This is a genomic window from Pseudarthrobacter sp. WHRI 8279 (assembly GCF_040224115.2).
Taxonomy (GTDB): domain Bacteria; phylum Actinomycetota; class Actinomycetes; order Actinomycetales; family Micrococcaceae; genus Arthrobacter.
Genome location: NZ_CP168162.1, coordinates 289816 through 311000 on the forward strand (window position 1 = coordinate 289816; position 21185 = coordinate 311000).

The 21185-nt window shown below is 65.5% G+C and carries 17 protein-coding genes; 8 read left to right on the top strand and 9 right to left on the bottom strand.

Annotation, left to right across the window (positions count from 1 at the left end):
• Window positions 1–37: 37 nt before the first annotated feature.
• Both ABRP28_RS01350 and ABRP28_RS01355 read right to left on the bottom strand, forming a co-directional pair.
• A complete protein-coding gene (locus tag ABRP28_RS01350) occupies window positions 38–997 on the bottom strand; it encodes a hypothetical protein (RefSeq protein WP_350004295.1) in 960 nt (319 codons plus the stop codon).
• Between the two features lie 174 nt (window positions 998–1171).
• Complete coding sequence (locus ABRP28_RS01355) at window positions 1172–2242, bottom strand: Gfo/Idh/MocA family oxidoreductase (protein WP_350004294.1); 1071 nt, start codon at window positions 2240–2242, stop codon at window positions 1172–1174.
• Between the two features lie 233 nt (window positions 2243–2475).
• Between ABRP28_RS01355 and ABRP28_RS01360 the strand changes: the two genes are divergently transcribed.
• Window positions 2476–3984: a pectate lyase gene (locus tag ABRP28_RS01360; protein ID WP_350004293.1), complete on the top strand. Its 1509-nt coding sequence runs from the start codon at window positions 2476–2478 to the stop codon at window positions 3982–3984.
• Window positions 3985–4064: 80 nt separating this feature from the next.
• On the opposite strand, the gene ABRP28_RS01365 is transcribed toward ABRP28_RS01360, so the two are convergent.
• From ABRP28_RS01365 to ABRP28_RS01380, 4 genes are all read right to left on the bottom strand, one after another.
• On the bottom strand, window positions 4065–5162 hold the full coding sequence (locus ABRP28_RS01365; RefSeq protein ID WP_350004292.1) for a sugar-binding protein: 1098 nt from the start codon (window positions 5160–5162) through the stop codon (window positions 4065–4067).
• Between the two features lie 50 nt (window positions 5163–5212).
• Complete coding sequence (gene mmsB, locus ABRP28_RS01370; protein WP_066274312.1) at window positions 5213–6493, bottom strand: multiple monosaccharide ABC transporter permease; 1281 nt, start codon at window positions 6491–6493, stop codon at window positions 5213–5215.
• 45 nt (window positions 6494–6538) lie between these two features.
• A complete protein-coding gene (gene mmsA / locus ABRP28_RS01375) occupies window positions 6539–8101 on the bottom strand; it encodes a multiple monosaccharide ABC transporter ATP-binding protein (RefSeq protein ID WP_350004291.1) in 1563 nt (520 codons plus the stop codon).
• A 131-nt stretch (window positions 8102–8232) separates the two neighbouring features.
• Window positions 8233–9423, bottom strand: a complete 1191-nt coding sequence (locus ABRP28_RS01380) for an ROK family transcriptional regulator (RefSeq protein WP_231455876.1) — start codon at window positions 9421–9423, stop codon at window positions 8233–8235.
• Between the two features lie 203 nt (window positions 9424–9626).
• On the opposite strand from ABRP28_RS01380, the gene ABRP28_RS01385 reads away from it, so the two are divergent.
• On the top strand, window positions 9627–10421 hold the full coding sequence (locus ABRP28_RS01385; protein ID WP_350004290.1) for a nitrilase-related carbon-nitrogen hydrolase: 795 nt from the start codon (window positions 9627–9629) through the stop codon (window positions 10419–10421).
• On the opposite strand, the gene ABRP28_RS01390 is transcribed toward ABRP28_RS01385, so the two are convergent.
• On the bottom strand, window positions 10400–12028 hold the full coding sequence (locus ABRP28_RS01390) for a PucR family transcriptional regulator (RefSeq protein ID WP_350004289.1): 1629 nt from the start codon (window positions 12026–12028) through the stop codon (window positions 10400–10402). The genes ABRP28_RS01385 and ABRP28_RS01390 overlap by 22 nt on opposite strands.
• Window positions 12029–12137: 109 nt before the next feature.
• On the opposite strand from ABRP28_RS01390, the gene ABRP28_RS01395 reads away from it, so the two are divergent.
• Together ABRP28_RS01395 and ABRP28_RS01400 are read left to right on the top strand one after the other, a co-directional pair.
• A complete protein-coding gene (locus ABRP28_RS01395) occupies window positions 12138–13685 on the top strand; it encodes an amino acid permease (protein ID WP_350004288.1) in 1548 nt (515 codons plus the stop codon).
• Window positions 13682–15415: an FAD-dependent oxidoreductase gene (locus ABRP28_RS01400; RefSeq protein WP_350004287.1), complete on the top strand. Its 1734-nt coding sequence runs from the start codon at window positions 13682–13684 to the stop codon at window positions 15413–15415. The genes ABRP28_RS01395 and ABRP28_RS01400 overlap by 4 nt, the downstream gene beginning before the upstream one ends.
• A 24-nt stretch (window positions 15416–15439) precedes the next feature.
• On the opposite strand, the gene ABRP28_RS01405 is transcribed toward ABRP28_RS01400, so the two are convergent.
• On the bottom strand, window positions 15440–15961 hold the full coding sequence (locus ABRP28_RS01405; protein WP_350004286.1) for a gamma carbonic anhydrase family protein: 522 nt from the start codon (window positions 15959–15961) through the stop codon (window positions 15440–15442).
• Between the two features lie 101 nt (window positions 15962–16062).
• On the opposite strand from ABRP28_RS01405, the gene ABRP28_RS01410 reads away from it, so the two are divergent.
• Entirely contained in the window at window positions 16063–16641 is a 579-nt protein-coding gene (locus ABRP28_RS01410; protein ID WP_350004285.1) for a DUF2231 domain-containing protein, read from the top strand.
• A gap of 33 nt (window positions 16642–16674) precedes the next feature.
• Here ABRP28_RS01410 and purU read toward each other — a convergent pair whose 3' ends face one another.
• Window positions 16675–17535, bottom strand: coding sequence for a formyltetrahydrofolate deformylase (gene purU, locus ABRP28_RS01415; RefSeq protein ID WP_350004284.1), 861 nt, complete (start codon window positions 17533–17535; stop codon window positions 16675–16677).
• A gap of 276 nt (window positions 17536–17811) precedes the next feature.
• Between purU and glyA the strand changes: the two genes are divergently transcribed.
• The 3 genes from glyA (at window position 17812) to ABRP28_RS01430 (ending at window position 21179) form a co-directional block, all read left to right on the top strand.
• Complete coding sequence (glyA, locus tag ABRP28_RS01420) at window positions 17812–19107, top strand: serine hydroxymethyltransferase (RefSeq protein WP_104185421.1); 1296 nt, start codon at window positions 17812–17814, stop codon at window positions 19105–19107.
• 3 nt (window positions 19108–19110) lie between these two features.
• A complete protein-coding gene (locus ABRP28_RS01425) occupies window positions 19111–20034 on the top strand; it encodes a bifunctional methylenetetrahydrofolate dehydrogenase/methenyltetrahydrofolate cyclohydrolase (protein WP_350004283.1) in 924 nt (307 codons plus the stop codon).
• Between the two features lie 161 nt (window positions 20035–20195).
• On the top strand, window positions 20196–21179 hold the full coding sequence (locus ABRP28_RS01430) for an ABC transporter ATP-binding protein (protein WP_374152996.1): 984 nt from the start codon (window positions 20196–20198) through the stop codon (window positions 21177–21179).
• Window positions 21180–21185: the final 6 nt, after the last annotated feature.

The following is a 21185-nucleotide window of genomic DNA, read 5'->3' on the forward strand; positions in this document are numbered from 1 at the left end:
ATGGCCGCGTTCTGCCGCAAGGGCAGGCGTGCCTCAACTAGTCAGGAGATGAACCGGGGTCGAAAGACACCGGTGCGGGGGCATGCTCGGAAAACTCACCGGCAAGGACAATGCCGGTGGGCGGGAGGGTGAGGTTGAAGGAGCTCAGCCATGCCGCAGTCCCGCTGCCAGCGGCAGAAGGCATGCTGCTTCCGGTGCCGGATCCTGGAGGGGGAGGAACCTGGGAAGGGGCCCGTGAGGGGTCTGCCGTACCGGATTGCTCTTCGGCGGACTCAGGCAGGACTACCGCGGTCTGAAGAGGTACGTAGGCGGTGGCTGCCAGCATCTGGCCAACCGGGGTGGCGTTCGATGCCGCAACCCCAAGTGTTTCTGTTCTGGCCGCCTCTGAGAGCACCGCCGCTGTTGTTGTCGCAGGCACGTTAACTGTTGCGGGCACGGCTACGTGGGGCACAGCCCCAGCCGGGACGGCGTCATCGGGAACCGCCAAGGGAAGTTCCGGAAGCGGAAGCACTGAAGTGTCTGCTGCGAGGTCCGCAACGGGCTGCAGGACCGGTTCGAGTACAGGGAGTGCTTCCGTCACGGATGGGACTACGGTTTCAACTGCCACCGCGGTTGCAGCATCCACAGATTCGGCAACCGGAACTGCAATGACCGACACTGTTCCCGACGGGATGAGATCGCCTACAACGGGTACCGCTGAAATTACCTGGTCCGCAAGCCCGGAGACTTCCCCCGCCACGGGCTGCAGCAGGCCCGGCGATGTACTCGGCGCCGGTGCGGAGACTGCAGGCGCGGCATTAGCAAGGCTGGCCACGGGAAGGGGCACCTCTTCCGCCACCGAAGATACTGAACCGGTGACGCCCCCCAACAGGGAAGTTGCATCCTGCAGCGTGTCCGCTGAAGCGGCCGACGCTGACAAGGTCAGCCACGTGAGGGTGGCTGCGCCTGCGAGGACCACTGGCCGAAGGGCACGCCACGGCGAGCGATTACGAGCCATGCGTACCACCCCCAGTACTGATGCATTCGACGATGGCTACAGCCTAAGACGAAATGTTGCAGGAAGTCTAGGGTCCGCTCAAACAACTCGACAAAACTGAAAACTTCGCATCTTAGGAATTACAGACCGGCCGGAACCGGTCACATCTGCCGTGGTTCCAGGCCCGGGATTGGCTCAGTGCCCGTCGTTCGGGTAGCTCACGCCGAGCTGAGCGCGGACGCCGTCAAAGAGCCGCATCGTATTCAAGGTGTCCTCCAGCGGCATTACCGGGCTTTCCGTGAGCCCCTGCTGGATGCAGCGCGTTACCTCGCGCAGCTCGTAAACGTATCCGCGGCCCACCGACTCGAAGGCTTCTGTCCTGCGCGAGTCCCAGCCCGTGGACACCAAGAGTTCGCCGGGGTTGTTGATGGAGCCCACGCTTTGAAGGTAACCGAGGCTGCCTGCCACGGTGGCGGTCCGGGGACCGTGCGCCAGCAGTGAGGATGTCAGCTGCACCTGCGCCCCGTGGTTGTACCCCAGCGTGAGCGCATTCTGGGCGTCCACGCCGTCGTCGTTGATGAACCCGGTGGCACTCACGGTCTGCGGAAATCCGAGGGTGCCCAGCGCCCACAGGAGCGGGTAAACCGAAAGGTCCAGCAGTGCGCCGCCGCCGTCCTTCCTGGCCCACAACCGGGCGGTGGGAGAGTAGGGCGCCGGAAAGCCGAGGTCTGCCGTGACCCAATGGATGTCGCCCAGCTCACCGGACGCAGCAATCTCGAACGCCCGCTGCATGCTCGGCAGGAAGCGGCTCCACACCGCTTCCATCAGGAACAGGTTGCGGCTGCGGGCAAGATCGATGAGTTCTGAGGCCTCACGAGCGTTGATAGTGAACGCTTTTTCGCACAGGACATGCTTGCCGGCGTTCAGCGCGGCGAGAACGATCTCGTGGTGCTGGGCGTGGGGTGTCGCAACGTAGACGACGTCCACCTGCTCGTCTGCGAGCAGCCGCTGGTAGCCGGCCACGCCGCCGTCGTCACCATAGGCTTTCGCGAAGTCATAGGCCACCGCAAAGGCATCCGCCGTGTCCTGGCCCCTGGAACTGACGGCGTACAGCTCAGCGTCCGCCAGCAGGGCCAGGTCCTGCGAAACAGAACGGGCTATCCCGCCCGTAGCGATGATTCCCCAGCGCAGGGGAGAACCGGTAGCGGAACGGGGGTCCTGGTCGGACTGGCTGGACAGCCACGGCTTGGCAATGGGGGCACTCATGGTGACCATCCTCTCACTCAGGTGAGCAAGGGTTCAGTTATGACCTGCGGGAAGTGCGCAAGCGACTGATCGTGCCGGCGCCCAGTGTGTGACAAACCCTTGACAGCATTGTCGCGGGGGACGTAAGAATAAAGAACCCTTTTCTAGAAACCGTTTTCTTGCAGGGTAAGCACTCGCCAAGAACCGCACGCACCTAGGCATGTGGCCTGTTTGGCATGCCGGAAAAAAGGCCAATGACGTCCAAAACACTAAACATAAGTGCAAACATCCGGACCAGGTTCCGCTTTGGAGGCGGAGTAGCCGCATCCGGATCAGCTCTTGCGCTGGCGGCGGGGCTGGCGGTGGCGGCACCCGCAGCCGCCGGTATGACGCCCGCCAGTCCGGCGCCGACCGGAGGAGGCATTATCAGGGCCGACGACGCGGCACCCACTGGCTGGGCCGCCGTCGGAAGTGGTACGAACGGCGGCGCCGGCGCCCCCGCTGAAAACCGCTATGAGGTCAGCACCCTGGCCGGGCTTAAAGCGGCGCTGGCGAACAACGGTGACCCCAAGGCTCCCAAGATCATCTACGTCAATGGGACCATCGACGGCAACCAGGCGCCCGATGGCCGAATACTGGGGGAGCAGGACTACGCGCCGGGGTACGACATTAACAAGTACATTTCCTGCTTCGGGCCGGAGGGAAAGGCCTGGAGCGACCAGACCTATGAATACTGCAAGAAGCAGAGGCAGCTGCGGCAGACCGGCAGCAACAATATGAAGCGGCAGATCGAGGTGAGCCTGCCCAGCAACACCACCCTGGTTGGCCTTGGCGCCGACTCAGGATTCGTTGGCGCCAACATCGTGATCCTCAGCGCCACCAACGTTGTGATGCGCAACCTCAGCGTCGAAGCGCCCGTGGACTTCTTCAGCACCTGGTCCCCGGACGACGGTGATGGCGCGTGGAATGCGAGGTTCGACGCCGTCTCTTCCGTCACCTCTGACCATCTATGGATAGACCATGTCCGGCTGACTGACGGGCGGTTTCCCGACAGCGAGGCACCGATCGGGCCCGACGGCAAGCCGGCCAACCGGCACGACGGCCTTTTGGACCTCAAGGACGGAACCGACTACGTGACTGTCTCGAACAGCAAGCTGTACAACCACGACAAGACCATGTTGCTTGGGTCAGGTGACGAACATGTGGACAAGGACGGCGGGAAACTGCGCGTCAGCTACATCGGCAACCACCTCGAAAATATCCAGCAGCGCGGTCCCCGGGTGCGGTTCGGGAAAGTCCATGTGCTGAACAACTACTTTGTGGCCAGCACCGATCACCCGCAGTACCCCATGATCAGCGAGGGCCAGGGCGGTAACAGCTACTTCCTGGGTGCCGGCTACGAGTCGCGGATCTTCTCCGAGCGCAACGCCTTCGACTACACCGGACCCGGAGCTGACGAATCGATCATGGTGAGCAGCTATAACGGACACCGTTTCAAGGACACCGGATCCTGGTTCAATGGTGATGAGGCTGACCTCAACGCCGTGGCGCAGGCGTCTTTCGAGCAGAACCGCGCGGCGGCCCTGTCAGAGGCGGCACTCGCCGGGGAGCCTGCTCCGGACTGGACTGGGTGGGACTTCAGCACCGACGTCGGCTGGGACCCTGCGGATGCATACAGTTACAAGGCATTCGCAACGCCCCAGGCCGTGCGGAACCATGCGCTGAACTTCACGGGGCCGGGGGTCCTGACCGTTAAGCAGTAGGACCGGCAGCAGAACCCAGCACAGCCGGCACGCAGAAACGCCCGGCCCCCAAGGGGACCGGGCGTTTTGCCTGCTGCTGCCTACTTGGTGATCGGTTCGAGGACCGGGTCGCCTTCGTAAGCGGTCTTTACGTTCGCAGCGGTGACGATGACCGGCTCCAGCAGGTAGGCCGGAACAGTCTTGACACCGTTGTTGTAGGAGTTCTCGTCGTTGATTTCCAGTTCCTTGCCGGCCTGGAGATCCTTCACCATGGTGATGGCGTGCTCAACGAGCTTGCGGGTGTCCTTGTTGATGGTGGAGTACTGCTCGCCAGCGATGATGGACTTGACGGACTCAACCTCCGAGTCCTGGCCGGTGACAACCGGAAGCTCCTTCCCGGCCGCCTTGACGGAGGTCAGGACTGCGCGGGCCAGGGTGTCGTTCGGGGAAAGAACGCCGTCCAGGGACTCGCTTGAGTAGCTGCCGGTGAGCAGGGTGTCTGCGCGGCGCTGGGCGTTTTCAGCCTTCCAGCCCTGGGTAACAGCCTGCTCGAAACTGTTCTGGCCGGAGAGGACCTTGAGGGTGCCGTCATCGATCTTCGGCTTCAGGACGCTCATGGCGCCGTCGAAGAAGACCTTTGCGTTGGCGTCATCGGGGGAGCCTGCGAAGAGCTCGATGTTGTAGGGTCCTTCGCCCTTCTTCTCTTCGAGGCCTTCCAGCAGCGCCTGGCCCTGGAGCTCGCCCACCTTGAAGTTGTCGTAGGCCACGTAGTAGTCCACGTTCTCGGTGTTCAGCAGCAGGCGGTCGTAGGCGATGATGGTGGCGCCGGAGTCCTTGGCCTGCTTGAGCTGGGTGCCCAGCTGGGAACCGTCGATGGCACCGACGATGATGACCTTGGCGCCCTTGGTGACCATGGCGCTGATCTGGTTCTGCTGCTCGGACACGCCGCCGTTGGCGAACTGTACGTCAGGCTTGAAGCCTGCCTCGGTGAGGCCCTCATTGAACAGCTTTTCCGCGAGTACCCAGTTTTCACTGGTCTTCTGGGGAAGGGCGACGCCAATGGAGGAGTCCTGCTCAAAGCCGCTGGCGCCCTCGGTACCGCCGCCAGTGGAGGTCTCCGACCGTCCGCAGCCCGTCAGCGCCAGTGCTGCGATGGCAGCGACCGCTGCTGCCTTTCCTGCTTTGCCAATCATTCGCATTGTTGGTTCTCTTTCTTTGTGGTGGTGTAACGCTATTCAGGCCGCAAGGCTCAGGCTTCCCTGGCGATCGCTTCCTTGGTTGAGGTGGTTTCGTCCGGTTGGTTGGGGTTGGAGGGCCCCTGCTTCCGGTTGAAGTTCTGGGTGAGCATGCCGATGATCGACTTCTTGCCCTGGCTCTTGTTGTAGACGTCGAAGGCGACGGCGATCAGGAGGACGAGGCCCTTGATGATCTGGGTGAGGTCGGCGCCGACGCCGAGGAGCTGGAGGCCGTTGTTCAGCACTGCCATGACCAGGCCGCCGATGATGGATCCGACGACGGTTCCCACGCCGCCGGTGACTGCGGCGCCGCCGATGAAGACTGCGGCGATGGCGTCCAGTTCCCAGCCGACCCCGTCGAAGGGGCCGGATGCGGTGGAGCGTCCTACGAAGATCATGCCGGCGAGGCCGGCGAGGATGGACATGTTCATCATGACCAGGAAGTTGACCTTCTTGGACTGGACGCCGGAGAGCTCGGCAGCGTGGCGGTTGCCGCCCACTGCGTAGACGTGGCGGCCCAGGACGGTGCGGGAGGAGATGAAGCCGTAGATCAGGACCAGGACGGCGAGGATCAGGCCGGGGATGGGGAACGAGGTGCCGGGGCGGCCGGTTGCGAAGAGGTAGGTGGCGTAGAGGATGGCACCGCAGATCAGGACCAGCTTCAGCGCCGTGACCCACATTTCCGGAACCTCGGCGCCCAGTGCTTTGGCGCGGGCGCGGGACCGCAGTTCGCCCACCACCACGAATGCGGCGGCGGCGATGCCCAGCAGCAGGGTCAGGTTGTTGAATCCTGTGTTGGGTCCGACTTCCGGGAGGTAGCCGGAGCCGAGGTACTGGAAGTCGGCGGGGACGGGGATGGTGTTGGACTTGCCAACGAACTGGTTGAAGCCGCGGAACAGGAGCATGCCGGCGAGGGTCACGATGAAGGCGGGTATCCCCACGTAGGCCACCCACCACCCTTGCCAGGCACCGATCAACGCACCGAGCGCCAGGCCCAGGAGCACGCCGGCGTACCAGGGGATACCCCAGTCGCGGATGGCCAGGGCAACGGTGACCCCCACGAAGGCCGCGATGGAGCCCACCGACAGGTCAATGTGTCCCGCGATGATGACCAGGACCATGCCGATGGCGAGGATCAGGATGTAGGAGTTGCCGTTGAAGAGGTTGATGACGTTGCCGGGCGTGAGGGTCCGGCCGTCGGTGGCGATCTGGAAAAAGACGATCAGTGCAACCAGGGCGAAGATCATGCCGAATTGGCGGGTGTTTCCGCCAAACAGCTTTTTGAGGGCGTTCATGGTGTCAGTCCTTGTGTCCGGAAGGTTCTGGGATGATCCAGAGGGTCAGGCGGCTTCGGCTTTGCGGGCGGAGGTCATCAGTTTCATCAGGCTTTCCTGGCTGGCCTCGTCTTTGTTCAGGACACCGGTGATGGCGCCTTCGAAAATCGTGTAGATACGGTCGGACAGGCCCAGGAGTTCGGGGAGCTCTGAAGAGATGACGATGACTCCCTTGCCCTGGTTGGCAAGCTGCTGGATGATGCCGTAGATCTCGTACTTGGCGCCAACATCAATGCCGCGGGTGGGTTCGTCCAGGATCAGCAGGTCGGGGTCCGTGAACATCCACTTGGCGAGGACCACCTTCTGCTGGTTGCCGCCGGAGAGCTTGGCAACGCCTTCCTCTACCGACGGGGTCTTGGTCCGCAGCGATTTGCGGTACTGCTCCGCCACGGTGAATTCCTGGTTCAGGTCCACCACGGAGTTGTGGCTGATCTTGCGCAGGTTCGCTGCCACCGTGGTGGTCTTGATGTCGTCCAGCAGGTTCAGTCCCAGGGACTTGCGGTCCTCGGTGACGTAGCCCAGCCCGGCGTCGATGGCCTGGCGCACGGATTTGAGGGTGAGCTCCTTGCCGTCCTTGTAGATGTGGCCGTCGATGAAGCGGCCATAGGAGCGGCCGAAGACGGAGCGTGCCAGTTCGGTGCGGCCTGCGCCCATGAGTCCGGCGAAGCCCACGATCTCCCCGCGGCGGACGAAGAAGCTGGAGTCCTTGCACACCAGGCGGTCCGCGACGTTGGGGTGGCCCACGGTCCAGTTCTTGACTTCGAAGAACACCTCGCCGATGTTGGGCGTGTGCTCGGGGAAGCGGGATTCGAGGGTGCGTCCCACCATGCCTTTGATGATCCGGTCCTCGTCCACGCCGTCCGCCTTGACGTTCAGCGTCTCGATGGACTTGCCGTCACGGATGATGGTGATGGAATCGGCGATCTGCTCGATCTCGTTCAGCTTGTGGGAAATGATGATGGACGTGATGCCCTTGGCCTTCAGGCCGAGCATCAGATCCAGCAGGTGCTGGGAATCGGACTCGTTCAGCGCTGCGGTGGGCTCGTCAAGGATCAGGATCTTCACGGACTTGTTCAGCGCCTTGGCGATTTCCACCAGTTGCTGCTTGCCGACGCCGATTTCCTTGATGGGGGTGTCCGGGTCCTCGCGCAGTCCCACCCTGGCCAGCAGGTCCAGGGAGCGGAGGCGGGCTTCGGCCCAGTTGATGACTCCGCGTTTGGTGGGCTCGTTGCCCAGGAAGATGTTTTCCATGATGGACAGCTCGGGGATGAGCGCCAGTTCCTGGTGGATGATCACGATGCCGGCGTGCTCGCTGGCCCGGATGTCCCGGAACTGCTGGACCTGGCCCTGGTAGACGATGTCGCCGTCGTAGCTGCCGTACGGGTACACGCCGGAAAGGACCTTCATCAGGGTGGACTTGCCAGCCCCGTTCTCGCCGCAGATCGCGTGGATCTCAGCGGCCTTCACCCGCAGGCTCACGTTATCCAACGCTTTAACGCCCGGGAATTCCTTGGTGATGGACCGCATCTCAAGGATGATCGGCTCCGTTTGCGTGGTCTGGGACGTCATGAACCCTAACCCTCCAATGCAATGACTTCTTTGTCCGGCCGGCAAAGCGCAGGGCCGTCTGATCCAAAAGTAAACTGGATCACGCCTATTGTCGTCAAGTCTTTAACGCAATCGGCGGGTAACGAAACGGTCTAGGTTTTACGGATTCCGGCATGTTGGAAGACCAAAGCAGCCGCCCCCAGTGCCTCGGCCCGGTCGCCCAGGGAGGACATGGCCAAGGTGGTGGTTTCGCCGATCACCGGTACCGCGTGCCTGATCAGGCCGCGCCTGATGGGGTCCAGCAGGATGTCGCCAAGGCCTGCCAGGGGCCCTCCCACCACAATGACCTCGGGATTGATCAGGTTGGCCACGTTGCCCAGCGCCCGGCCCACTGAGAGTCCGGCGTCGTCCACCACGCGGAGCGTTGCGGGGTCCCGGTTCAGGGCTTTCCTGACGATGTCCGCAGGGGTCAGCGGCCTGTCCTCGCCCCGGCTGAGAAGCTCGATCATGGTGGTGGTGGAGGCGATGGTCTCCAGGCACCCGCGGTTTCCGCAGCGGCATACAAGTCCTTGTTCGTGGATGGTGGCGTGGCCTATCTCGCCGGTGATTCCAACGTTTCCGTAGTAGGGGGCCCCGTTGAGGATCAGGCCCGCGCCGATGCCGGATCCGATCTTCAGGAACATCAGGTTGCTGACCCCGGAATGTTGTCCCCACGTGACTTCGGACCAGGCGCCCAGATTGGCGTCGTTGTCAACGAAAACGGGGATTTGCAGCGTCTCCTCGAGGTGCTGGAGGATGTTGATCCCCACCCATTCGGGGAGGATGGCGCCCTGTGCCACCGTTCCGGTGCGGCGGTCGATTGGCCCGGGAATCCCGACGCCGGCACCCACCATCGCGCTGCGTTCGATCCCGCTTTCCCGCAGCAGTTTGTCCAGCAGGGCCGTGGCGGCGCGGATGCCTTCCTCGGCCTGGTGGCCCAGTGGAAGCATGACGGATTCCTCGGCGATGACGTGGTAGCTGAGGGAGGCCAGAACCACCCGGAGGTGCCGCCGTCCGAAGTCAATTCCGACGGCGACGGCGCCGTTGCTGTTCAGGCGGACGTTCAGTGCGCGGCGGCCGGAGCTGGTGATGGGTTCTGTCGATGCAAGGCCGGAGTCCAGCATGATTTTGACGATGTTTGAAACCGTTGCGGTGGAGAGGCCCGTCTGCCGGGCAAGTTCAGCCTGCGTGGCGGGTCCGCCCATGAGGGTTTCGATAATCCGTTGCTGGTTCAGCTGGCGCAGGGCGGACTGCGATCCCGGATTTTTTGGCTTGCTCCTCGTTGAGCGCGGGGTTGCGGGCATGCTAAGAAGATTGCCCTATCACGGCTCTTGTAGTCAAGAAGTTAACGCAAAGGCCAATTCCGGTAGGAAGAGTGGAAGCCGGGACAATCTGACCCTGTTGAGGCCCCAAGGGGTGCAAACAGCCCGCAATCGGACCACAGGGGCCTCGCTACGCTGGTGGAAGGCCCATCCCGCGGCCGCTCCAACGAAGGAAGGTGGTAGCAGTGCTGCTGGCACTCCTGCAGGAAAAGTCCGCGGTCCTTGATGTGGAGGCCAACTGCCGCGCCGTTGACGCAGCTGCCCGGACCGCGGCAGGCCGCGGGGCGGCCGTCCTGGTCACCCCGGAGCTTTTTCCCGTGGGCTACGCTCCCCGCCGGGTGCGTTCCGGGCTGGATCCCTCCATGCTGCCGGAGATAGAGCAGCGGATGGCGGGCATTGCGCGCAGGAACGGCATCGGGCTGGTCTACAGTCTCCCGCGGGTTACCGCGGAGGGCGACTGGCAGATCAGCGCGACCCTCCTGGATGCCAGCGGCACCCGCCTGCTCAGCTACGGCAAGGTGCATCTCTTCGGCGACGACGAGCGGGCGGCGTTCAGCCCCGCGGGGGAGGCGCCCGCCGTGGTGGACTTCAACGGCATCCCCACCTCCCTGGTGATCTGCTACGACGTCGAGTTTCCGGAGTCCGTCCGCGCCGCGTCCGTCGCGGGCGCGGAGCTGCTGCTGGTTCCCACCGCCCTGGCGCACGGCTTCGATGACGTACCCCAGGTCCTGCTGCGGGCGCGGGCGCTGGAGAGCCAGCTGACCATCGCCTACGCGAACCACTGCGGGGAAGAGGACGGCTGCAGGTTCCTAGGCGGCAGCGTCGTTGCCGGGCCCGACGGCGGACTGCTGGCCGGGGCGGGCGGGGAACCACAGCTTCTTTACGCGGAGGTGGATCCGGGCGCTGCCGCACGCGAGCGGAGGAATGTTCCCTACCTGGCAGAACGCCGCCCTGAGCTTTACCGGACCTGGGGGCTCTGAGCGGGTTCCGCCGGCTCGGCGTCATCCACGTACTGCAGGGCAATCCACAGCTCGGCCCGGGTCTGGGCCTGCCCAAGATCCATGCCCAGCAGCTCTTCCACGCCGTTGATCTGGCGGCGGACGCTGTTCCGGTGCAGTCCCAGGTCCTTGGCGGTGGCATCCCAGCTCCCGTGGGCGCCCAGCCAGGACCGCAGCACCCGGAGCTGTGAGGTCCGGCGTTCCGCATCCTGTTCCAGGACCGGCGCCAGAAGCCGTGCGGCCAACAGGGCGCCCGCGTCGCCGCCCAGCAGACCGGTGACGGACCACGTCAGGTCCTCTTCCCTGACGCTCTTTTGGGCGCCGGCCACCCGCGGGCGCAGCGCACCCGCCCGCCGGTACGCGGCGGTGAGTCCGGGCAGTTCGGTGGGGCCGCCCACCACCAGGCGCCAGCCGAGCTGCTCCACCTCTGCCAGAAGGGTTTCATCCACTTTAAGCCGCGTTACGGCCGCGAACCCGTAGTCCGTCAACTCCACCATCTTGGTGTCGAAGAGCCTGCGCCATTGGAGCAGTTCCCGGACAGGACCATCGGCAGCGGCGGTGGAGGGTTCCGCGCGCACGCCCTGCACCACGCGGACCGGCCCCGGCCGGGATCCGGACACGCTCTGGGCCAGCAGCTCCTGGAGGCTGTCCAGCTCACGGCTGTTGTTCCCGGACAGGCTTTCCGGGTGCAGCAGCAGGGCAGTGGCCAGCTGGCTGGGCGCCAGGGAGCCGCTGGTCCGCTGCCGGACCAGAAGCTCCAGCAGTCCCACCACCGACGAGACCACGTTGTTCTGCGCAGGGGTGAGGGGCTTTTCCGTCCCAAGAACCAGGCACCCCAGGGTGGCGTCCCGGGTGCTGCGAAGCGGGTGGCCGAACACCAGTGCCCGCCCTCCGGCTGTTTCCAGCGATTCAGTTTCCACGCGGGGGCCGCTGCCGCTGAGAAGCTTCCTCAGCAGGGGCTGGAGCTGGGAAAGTCCGACGGCGGCGCCCGCCCGGGCGCGCACCCTCCCGTCCGTGCCGGCAAGGACAGCCCACACGGGAACGCGCTGGATCAGCGCCGCCAGCAGCTCGTGTTCCGGGCGGGCGGAAAGGACCGCCCGCATCAGGTGCCGGTTGGTCTCAGCCAGCTGCCGGAAGACCTGTGCGTTGCCGGATTCGAGAAGCTTGGAAAATTCGAGCCCCAGCGCAGCGAAGGGAACACTGGCCGGCACCTCCACCAGCGTGAGCCCGTGCCGCCGGCAGGCCTCCACCAGATGGTCCGGCACGGCGTCGTAATAGGGTTCCAGGCCGAAGCCCAGGGCCGCCACCCCGGCCCCCACGAGCCGCAGGACGTACTCGTCCGCCTTCGCGGCGCTTCTGTCGCCGCCGCCGCGGAAGGGCAGGCCCGCCGTCAGGACGAATTCGCCGTCCATGAGGTATGGGGTTGGGTCCTCCAGCTCGCTGGGTTCCACCCAGCGCAGCGGGACTTCCGCGGTGCCGGCGTCGTTCACCACCGAAACTTCAGGAGGAAGCGCAGCCAGGAACTGCCCCAGCGTGACGGCGTCGAGCTGCTCCGTGGCGCCGTTTATGGCTGGTGCATTACGTCTCATGGTTGAAGACTATAGGTCATTCTGCACACTTTGAGATGCCGCTCACACCCCTACGCTTGGTGAGGGGAAAACCAGACCAACCAGCCAACGACATGAACGGACGTCAACGATGACTGTGCCTACACTTACCGGCCCGGCAACGGGCGCCCCCGGCGGAACCCCCGCCCGTCCCGCCCTGGGTGCGCAACTGCTGCGCCGCAAGCCGATCGCCCAGATGGTCAGCGAGGCCGAGAGCAACGGCGGCGGCCCCCGCCTGGTCCGGAGTTTCGGCGTCCTTCAGCTGACCATGATTTCCGTGGGCGCCACGCTGGGAACCGGGATCCTGGTGATCCTGGGGGAGTCCGTACCCCTGGCCGGCCCGGCCATCTGGATCTCCTTCGCCATCGCCGGGCTCGCCGCCCTGCTGTCCGCCGTCTCTTACGCGGAGATGGCCGGCATGGTCCCGGTGGCCGGCTCCAGCTACTCCTACACATACGCCACCATGGGCGAAGGCATGGCCTGGATCTGCGGCTGGTGCCTGGTGCTCGAGTACGCAGTTTCCGTCGCCGCCGTCGCCGTAGGAGCGGGGCAGTACGTCAACGAAACCCTGGCGGTGTTCGGCTCGGTCCTCCCAGATGCGGTGTCACAGCCGCCCGGCGACGGCGGCGTGGTCAACATACCGGCCATGGTGATCGTGGTGCTGGCCACCATCCTGCTGGTGCGCGGCGCAAAGGAGAGCGCCTGGATCAACACCTCCATCGTGGTGGTCAAGGTAGGCATCCTCCTGTTCTTCTGCGCCGTGGCGTTCACCGCTTTCAACGCCGGCAACTTTGAGCCGCTGCTGCCCATGGGAGCCGCCGGCGTCTCAGCCGCAGCCTCCCGTGTGTTCTTCTCCTACATCGGATTCGATGCCGCCTCCACGGCAGGCGAGGAAGCCCGCAATCCCAAGCGTGACCTGCCCCGGGCCATCATGCTTTCCATGCTGATCGTCACCACCATTTACGTCCTGGTGGCTGTCGCCGCGATCGGTGCCCGGCCGTGGGGCTGGTTCGACGGTACCGAGGCTGCGCTGGTGAAAATCCTCGAGGAAACCACCGGCCAGCCCTGGATTGCCCTGGTGTTTGCGGTGGGCGCCGTGCTGGCCATCGCCAGCATCGTCCTCACCGTGCTGTACGGCCAGACGCGTATCCTGATGTCGATGTCCCGCGACGGCCTCATCCCCAAAATCTTCGGCCGCGTTTCCCGCCGCACCGGCACCCCTGTTGCCGGCACGCTCCTGGTGGGAACCGCCGTCGCCCTCACCGCCGGGCTGGTGCCCCTTGGCGCGCTCGCCGACGCCACCAGCATCGGCACCTTGTTCGCGTTCGCCCTGGTCAACGTGGCCGTCATCTACCTCCGCCGGACCCGGCCCGAGCTGGAGCGGACCTTCCGGGTGCCGCTCTTCCCGCTCACGCCCATCCTCGGGGCCGCGATGTGCGCCTACCTGATGGCCAACCTCGGCGCCGACACCTGGGTGGTGTTCGCCGTCTGGATGCTGGTGGGCGTAGCCGCCTACTTCGGCTATGGACGCCGGAACTCCAGGGTGGCTGCCATGAGCAATGAGGAATACCGTGAGCTGTCCGGTCCCCGAACTCCAATCCAGCAAAACCCCGAAACGACGAAGGCAGAAATCTCATGACCATCGCCACCGAACTGCCGGCATCCGACCCGTCCAGCACCTCCGCCGGCCCGGCTGCTTCCTCTAGCGCGGAGGGCGCCGCAGCCGGTCCCATCACCATGCTGAACCCGGATTTTCCGTTCAGCTACGATCACTACCTGGCGCATCCGGAGGGACTGGGCTCCGTGCCGGCCGAGCTGCTGGGGACCGAAGTCGCCGTCATTGGAGCGGGGCTCTCCGGCCTGGTCACGGCGTACGAGCTCATGAAGCTGGGGCTGCGGCCGGTTGTCTATGAAGCCGACCAGATCGGCGGACGCCTCCGCACGGCAGCGTTCCCCGCGGCGCCCGGAGTAGTGGCAGACCTCGGCGGCATGAGGTTCCCGGTCTCCGGCAGGGCCTTCTACCACTACGTGGACCTGCTGGGACTGGACACCCAGGAGTTTCCCAACCCTCTGTCCCCGGCTACGTCCAGCACCGTGATCGAACTGGCGGGCAAGAAGCACTACGCGGAAAAGCCGGGCGACCTCCCGCCGTTCTTCCGGGAAGTTGCGGACGCCTGGAAAGCCGCTGTGAACGACGGCGCCAAGTTCGTTGAGATGCAGGACGCCATCCGGTCCAGGGATACCGCCAGGATCAAGGAACTGTGGAACCAGTTGCTGCCCCTGATGGACGAACAGACCTTCTACGGCTTCATCGCGGCCAGCGACTCCTTTAAGAAAGCCGGGTTCGCGCACCGGGAGGCCTTCGGCCAGGTGGGCTTCGGCACGGGCGGGTGGGACACCGACTTCCCGAACTCGATCCTGGAGATCCTCCGCGTGGTGTACACCGACGCCGATGACCAGCACCGGCTCATCAGCGGGGGAGCGCAACGGCTGCCCGAGGCACTCTGGCGGCACGCGCCGTCGGGCATGGCGCACTGGCCCGACGGAACGTCCCTGGCCTCCCTGCACTCCGGTTCACCCCGTGGCGCCGTCGGGAAAATCAGCCGCGACCCGGACGGCACCCTGCGCATCCGCGAACGCTGGGGGCGCGAGGCCAGTTATCCGGCAGTGGTCACAACGTGCCAGTCCTGGCTGCTCTCCACCCGGATCCACACCGAGGAGGCGCTGTTCCCCGCGGAACTGTGGACGGCCATCGAGCGCTCGCACTATATGCAGTCCTCCAAGACCTTCGTGATGGTGGACCGGCCGTTCTGGAAGGACACCGATCCGGACACCGGGAACGAGGTGCTGTCCATGACGCTCACGGACCGGCTCAACCGTGCCACCTACCTCCTGGACAACGGGCCGGACCAGCCCGCCGTCATCCTGCTCTCCTACACCTGGAACGACGACGCGCTCAAGTGGCTGGCGCTGGACGCCGACGAACGCGTGGAACTGATGCTGCATTCGCTGGAGCAGATCTACCCGGGAGTGGATATTGCCGGCCACATCGTGGGCCAGCCCATCACGGTTTCCTGGGAGGCCGACCCCAACTTCATGGGCGCCTTCAAAGCGAACCTGCCCGGGCACTACCGCTACCAGCAACGGCTGTTCACGCACTTCAAGCAGGACGCCCTGCCCGAATCGCAGCGGGGGATCTTCCTGGCCGGCGACGACGTCTCCTTCACCGCCGGCTGGGCCGAGGGCGCCGTGACCACCGGCCTGAACGCGGTCTGGGGCGTGGTGAACCACCTGGGCGGTTCCTCCGCGCCGGGCAACCCTGGTCCGGGCGAACTGCTGGACGCCATCGGGCCGATAAGCCTGGACTAGGAGCGGGCCTGGACTGGCCTGTCCCTACGGGGTGTGCAGCTCCCGGTGGGCCGCAGCCAGCTCGCGGTAGCGGGCGGCGTTGGCGCGGACGCCGTCGTACTCCTCCTCGGTGAGTTCCCGGCGGACCTTGCCCGGGACCCCGGCCACCAGCGAGCGCGGCGGCACCACCGTCCCCTCCAGGACCACGGCGCCGGCGGCAACCAGCGAGCCGGCGCCGATCACGGCCCCGTTGAGGACTGTGGCGCCCATCCCGATCAGGCAGTCGTCCTCCACAGTGCAGCCATGGACGACGGCGGCGTGCCCCACGCTGACGCGTTCGCCCACCGTGCAGGGGAAGCCGGGATCGGCGTGCAGCACCACGTTGTCCTGGAGGTTGCTGCCTTCACCCACGGTGATGGCAGCGGTATCGGCCCGGACGGAGACACCGTAAAAGGCGCTCGAGTCCCGGGCGAGGGTTGCGTTGCCGATGATCGAGGCCGTCGGGGCAACAAAAACGGATTCGTGGACGGCCGGGGTGGTCCCGGCGAAGGGGTACAGAGGAGCCATGGGCCAAGCCTAGGACACTGCACGCACAGGCGTCCGCATCTCGCCCCGCAGGGGACCTTGGGCCTAATGACGGCCTGGGGCCCGATGGCTACGCTGGGCCCATGGAACTATGGCGAGCGGGAATTCCGGGCCTGCACCTGCGGCCGGCCGGGCGTGGGACAACCAGCCGGTTCCGGCAGGTCATGGGAAAGATCGAGCGGCTCAATGCCCTGGACACCCCCGTAGAGGCGGCCAGGCCGCTCGCCAGCCGCCTGGTCCGGAATGAGCGACTCCGGAACGTGCTGCACGGCAAGGCCACCGGCATTCCCCTGCACCCCGTCCTTACCGACGTCCCGTTCGGGGCCTGGTTCATGGCCGTTTACCTCGATTTGTACCCGGATGCCGGGACGCAGCGGGCGGCGACCCGCCTGATAGGCCTCGGTGTCGTGGCCGCTGTGCCCACGGCGCTCAGCGGATGGGCCGAGTGGGCTCTTGCCGGCAGGCAAACGCAGCGGGTTGGCGTGGTTCATGCCGGATTGAACGCGTCAGCGGTTCTCATCTTCGCCGGATCCTGGGCTGCCCGGCGGCGGGGCCGGCGCAGGCTGGGAGTCGGCCTCGCCCGGCTCGGGGCAGTGGTGCTGATCGCGGGAGGCTTCACCGGCGGCTACATGGGCAGGGACCGGGGGGAAGACCGGGTGTGAGGTCCGGCCCGCGTCCCCGGAGCCAGCACCCTGTCAGTTAAAGACCACGGTCCGGTTGCCGTCCAGCAGTACCCGGTGCTCCGCATGCCACTGAACGGCCTGGACCAGGGTGCGGCCTTCCACGTCCCGGCCCATCTGGACGAACTGCTCCGGGGTGCGGGCGTGGTCCACGCGGATGACTTCCTGCTCGATGATGGGGCCCTCATCCAGTGCCGCCGTCACGTAGTGCGCTGTGGCACCGATCAGCTTTACGCCCCGGGCGTGGGCCTGGTGGTACGGCTTGGCGCCCTTGAAGGACGGCAGGAATGAGTGGTGGATGTTGATGGCCTTGCCGGTGAGCTCGGTGCAGAGCTCGTCGGAGAGGATCTGCATGTAGCGCGCCAGGACGGTCAGTTCGATGTCATGCTCGGCGATGATGGCCCGGAGCTTGTCCTCAGCCTGGACCTTGGTGTCCTTTGTAACCGGGATGTAATGGAAAGGAATGCCGTAGAACTCGGCCAGCCCCGCCAGGTCCTGGTGGTTGGAGACGATGGCCGGTATCTCGATGGGCAGCGTCCCGGACCGCTGCTGGAAGAGGATGTCGTTCAGGCAGTGGGCGGAGGTGCTGGCCATCACCAGGGTGCGGACCTTCTGCCCCACAGCGTTCAGGCTCCACTGCATGCCGAAGGCTTCGGCGACCGGCTCCAAAGCGGCCCGGAGCTCTGACGCGGGGGCCGCCGTCGTCACCTCCACCCGCATGAAGAAGTTGCCGGTGGCGGGGCTACCGTACTGCTGCGAATCCATGATGTTGCACCCTGCCACCAGCAGGGCTCCGGCCACTGCATGGACGATTCCCGGGCGGTCCGGGCAGGACAGGGTTACTACGTACGCTTGGTTCAGCTGCTCTTCATTCACGCCTACAAGGTTACCCGCGCAGCGGAGCTGGGATTTGGTAGGCTGGTGGGGTCGCAACTGGCGTTGGGTGGCTAACCACCAGGGAGCGGCAATCACGAAGACCACGGATCGTACGCCTGGGCCGAGGGTCATGTCTTGCCGGATTTGGGGCTGCACCTGCGTCGTATTGCAGCACCATGCCCGCAACTTTCCCGCGCTGTCATCAGTGCGGCGTGAAGGTGCGCCAGCCGGTAGCCTGACCTTAGCAGTGCCCGTACGCCTAGCCAGGAGTTCTTCGTGACTACAGCCACCTCCACCACCGCCGTCAGCAACCAGCCGCTGGCCGAGCTTGACCCCGAAATCGCAGCAGTCCTTGACCAGGAGCTCGGCCGCCAGCGCGGCACCCTGGAAATGATTGCCTCCGAGAACTTCGCCCCCCGCGCCGTCATGGAAGCGCAGGGCTCGGTCCTCACCAACAAGTACGCCGAGGGCTACCCGGGCCGCCGCTACTACGGCGGCTGCGAGTACGTTGACGTGGCAGAGCAGCTGGCCATCGACCGCGTCAAGGCCCTCTTCGGTGCCGAGTACGCCAACGTCCAGCCGCACTCCGGCGCCCAGGCCAACGCCGCTGCACTCTCCGCCATGATCACCCCCGGCGACAAGATCCTGGGCCTGTCCCTGGCCCACGGTGGCCACCTGACCCACGGCATGAAGCTGAACTTCTCCGGCAAGCTCTACAACGTGGCCGCCTACCAGGTGGAGGAGGACAACTTCCGCGTGGACATGGACAAGCTCCGTGAGCAGGCCATCGCGGAGAAGCCCCAGGTGATCATCGCCGGCTGGTCCGCCTACCCGCGCCACCTGGACTTCGCTGCCTTCCGCTCGATCGCCGACGAAGTTGGCGCCCTGCTCTGGACCGACATGGCGCACTTCGCCGGCCTGGTCGCCGCGGGCCTGCACCCCAGCCCGGTGCCGCACTCCGACGTCGTCACCTCCACCGTGCACAAGACCCTCGCCGGCCCCCGCTCCGGTGTGATCCTGGCCAAGCAGGAGTGGGCCAAGAAGCTCAATTCCAACGTCTTCCCGGGCCAGCAGGGCGGCCCGCTCATGCACGTCATCGCCGCCAAGGCCGTGGCCTTCAAGATCGCCGGCACCGAGGAATTCAAGGAGCGCCAGGAGCGCGTCCTTGAGGGTGCGAAGATCATTGCCGACCGCCTTAACCAGGCCGATGTTGCCGAGGCCGGCGTCTCCGTCCTCACCGGCGGCACGGACGTCCACCTGGTCCTCGTTGACCTGCGCAACTCGCAGCTGGACGGCCAGCAGGCTGAAGACCTCCTGCACTCGGTGGGTATCACCGTGAACCGGAACGCCGTTCCCTTCGATCCCCGTCCGCCGATGGTCACCTCCGGCCTGCGCATCGGCACCCCCGCCCTGGCCACCCGCGGCTTCGGCGCGGCCGAGTTCACCGAGGTGGCCGAGATCATCGCCACCGCGCTGAAGGCCGGCAACAGCGCGGACGTGGAGTCCCTGCAGGCCCGCGTGGACAAGCTCGCCGCCGACTTCCCGCTGTACCCGCAGCACGAGCAGTGGTGATCCATGACTGAGATGACCAAGACCGCGCGGATCCTTGACGGCAAAGCCGCAGCGGCAGCCATCAAGTCCGAGCTGAAGGAACGCGTGGCCGCGCTCAAGGCCAAGGGTGTCACTCCCGGCATTGCAACAGTGCTGGTGGGTGCGGACCCCGCGTCCCAGCTGTATGTGTCCATGAAGCACAAGCAGTCGGTGGAGATCGGAATGAACTCCATGCAGCGTGAGCTGCCGGCGGACGCCACGCAGGCACAGGTTGAGGCCCTTATTGACGAGCTCAATGCGGACCCCGCCTGCCACGGGTACATCGTGCAGCTGCCGCTGCCGAAGCACCTGGACACGGACGCCATCCTGGAGCGGATCGACCCCGCCAAGGACGCGGACGGCCTGCACCCGACCAACCTCGGCCGGCTGGTGCTCAACGTCAACGGGGAGATCACCTCGCCGCTGCCGTGCACGCCCCGCGGTGTCATCGAGTTGCTGGTGCGCAACGGCTACGACCTCAACGGCAAGCATGTGGTGGTGGTTGGCCGGGGCGTCACGATCGGCCGCTCGATCGGTTTGCTGCTGACCCGGCGGGAGGTGAATGCCACCGTGACCCTGACGCACACCGGCACCACCAACATGTCGGAGCTGCTGCGGCAGGCGGACGTCATTGTGGGTGCCGCCGGTGTCAAGCACATCGTCAAGGCCGCCGACGTAAAGCCGGGCGCAGCCCTGCTCGATGTCGGTGTCACCCGCGAAACCGACCCCGAGACGGGCAAGAGCAAGGTCCACGGCGACATCGAACCCGCCGCTGCCGAGGTGGCCGGCTGGATTTCGCCGAACCCCGGGGGCGTTGGTCCCATGACTGTCGCATTGTTGATGACCAACGTGGTGGAAGCCGCGGAACGCAGGGTGGCACAGGGAAACGGTCCGGCAACTGCCGGCTAGTTCCTTTTCTTCACGCCCGACGGCGGTACCGCACCTTACTGAACAAAGGTGCGGTACCGCCGTCGTACTTTAAGCGCAGAACCTTTGGCGCAGAACTGAAAGTCCCCTTCCACCTGCCCGCGCGCTCTACTAGTCTGCGGAGGGTGCACAACAAAGCCACCGTGTCCTCCGGCGCCGAAAACGGCGCCGTCCAGCCAGCCCAAGCGCCCTCCACCGAAGCCCGCCGGACCGTCATCACGGCAGAAAACCTCACCAAGACCTACGGTGACGTTGCCGCGGTGGACGGCATTTCGTTCAGCGTCCCCGCAGGGGAGTCCTTCGGCCTGCTGGGGCCCAATGGTGCCGGCAAGTCCACCACCATGAAGATGATCGGCGGAGTCACCCGGCGCACCTCCGGCGCCCTCCACATCATGGGCCTCGACCCCGACCTGCACGGGCCCGAGGTAAGGGCGCACCTGGGGGTGGTGCCGCAGCAGGACAACCTGGACGAGGAACTCCGGGTCCGCGACAACCTCCTGGTCTACGGCCGCTACTTCGGCCTGCCCATGAGCTACCTGAAACCAAAAGCCGACGAGCTGCTGGAGTTCGCCCAGCTGACGGACAAGGCAAAATCCAAGGTGGACGCGCTGTCCGGCGGCATGAAGCGGCGCCTGACCATCGCCCGTTCACTGATCAACGAGCCCCGGATCCTGCTGCTGGATGAACCCACCACCGGGCTCGACCCGCAGGCCCGCCATATCCTCTGGGACCGCCTGTTCCGGCTCAAGGAACAGGGCGTCACGCTTATCCTGACAACCCACTACATGGACGAGGCCGAGCAGCTCTGCGACCGGCTGATCGTGGTGGACAAGGGCAGGATCATGGCTGAGGGATCGCCCGCGCAGCTGATCCGCGAGCACTCCACCCGCGAGGTGGTTGAGCTGCGGTTCGGGTCCGAGCGGAACACCACCATCGCCTCGGAACTGCAGGGAATCGGGGAGCGGCTGGAAGTACTGCCGGACCGGGTGCTGATATACGCGCACGACGGCGAGTCTGCCCTTGAGCAGGTGGCGTCCCGCGGCCTGCGGCCGCTGACATCCCTGGTGCGGAGGTCCTCGCTGGAGGACGTGTTCCTGCGGCTGACAGGCCGAAGCCTTGTTGACTGAGGGCCC

Bases quoted from the DNA above. Each gene is read 5' to 3' on its own strand.
- ABRP28_RS01350 (WP_350004295.1), bottom strand. From the start codon at position 997: ATGGCTCGTAATCGCTCGCCGTGGCGTGCCCTTCGGCCAGTGGTCCTC.
- ABRP28_RS01355 (WP_350004294.1), bottom strand. From the start codon at position 2,242: ATGAGTGCCCCCATTGCCAAGCCGTGGCTGTCCAGCCAGTCCGACCAG.
- ABRP28_RS01360 (WP_350004293.1), top strand. From the start codon at position 2,476: ATGACGTCCAAAACACTAAACATAAGTGCAAACATCCGGACCAGGTTC.
- ABRP28_RS01365 (WP_350004292.1), bottom strand. From the start codon at position 5,162: ATGCGAATGATTGGCAAAGCAGGAAAGGCAGCAGCGGTCGCTGCCATC.
- mmsB (WP_066274312.1), bottom strand. From the start codon at position 6,493: ATGAACGCCCTCAAAAAGCTGTTTGGCGGAAACACCCGCCAATTCGGC.
- mmsA (WP_350004291.1), bottom strand. From the start codon at position 8,101: ATGACGTCCCAGACCACGCAAACGGAGCCGATCATCCTTGAGATGCGG.
- ABRP28_RS01380 (WP_231455876.1), bottom strand. From the start codon at position 9,423: ATGCCCGCAACCCCGCGCTCAACGAGGAGCAAGCCAAAAAATCCGGGA.
- ABRP28_RS01390 (WP_350004289.1), bottom strand. From the start codon at position 12,028: ATGAGACGTAATGCACCAGCCATAAACGGCGCCACGGAGCAGCTCGAC.
- ABRP28_RS01395 (WP_350004288.1), top strand. From the start codon at position 12,138: ATGACTGTGCCTACACTTACCGGCCCGGCAACGGGCGCCCCCGGCGGA.
- ABRP28_RS01400 (WP_350004287.1), top strand. From the start codon at position 13,682: ATGACCATCGCCACCGAACTGCCGGCATCCGACCCGTCCAGCACCTCC.
- ABRP28_RS01405 (WP_350004286.1), bottom strand. From the start codon at position 15,961: ATGGCTCCTCTGTACCCCTTCGCCGGGACCACCCCGGCCGTCCACGAA.
- ABRP28_RS01410 (WP_350004285.1), top strand. From the start codon at position 16,063: ATGGAACTATGGCGAGCGGGAATTCCGGGCCTGCACCTGCGGCCGGCC.
- ABRP28_RS01425 (WP_350004283.1), top strand. From the start codon at position 19,111: ATGACTGAGATGACCAAGACCGCGCGGATCCTTGACGGCAAAGCCGCA.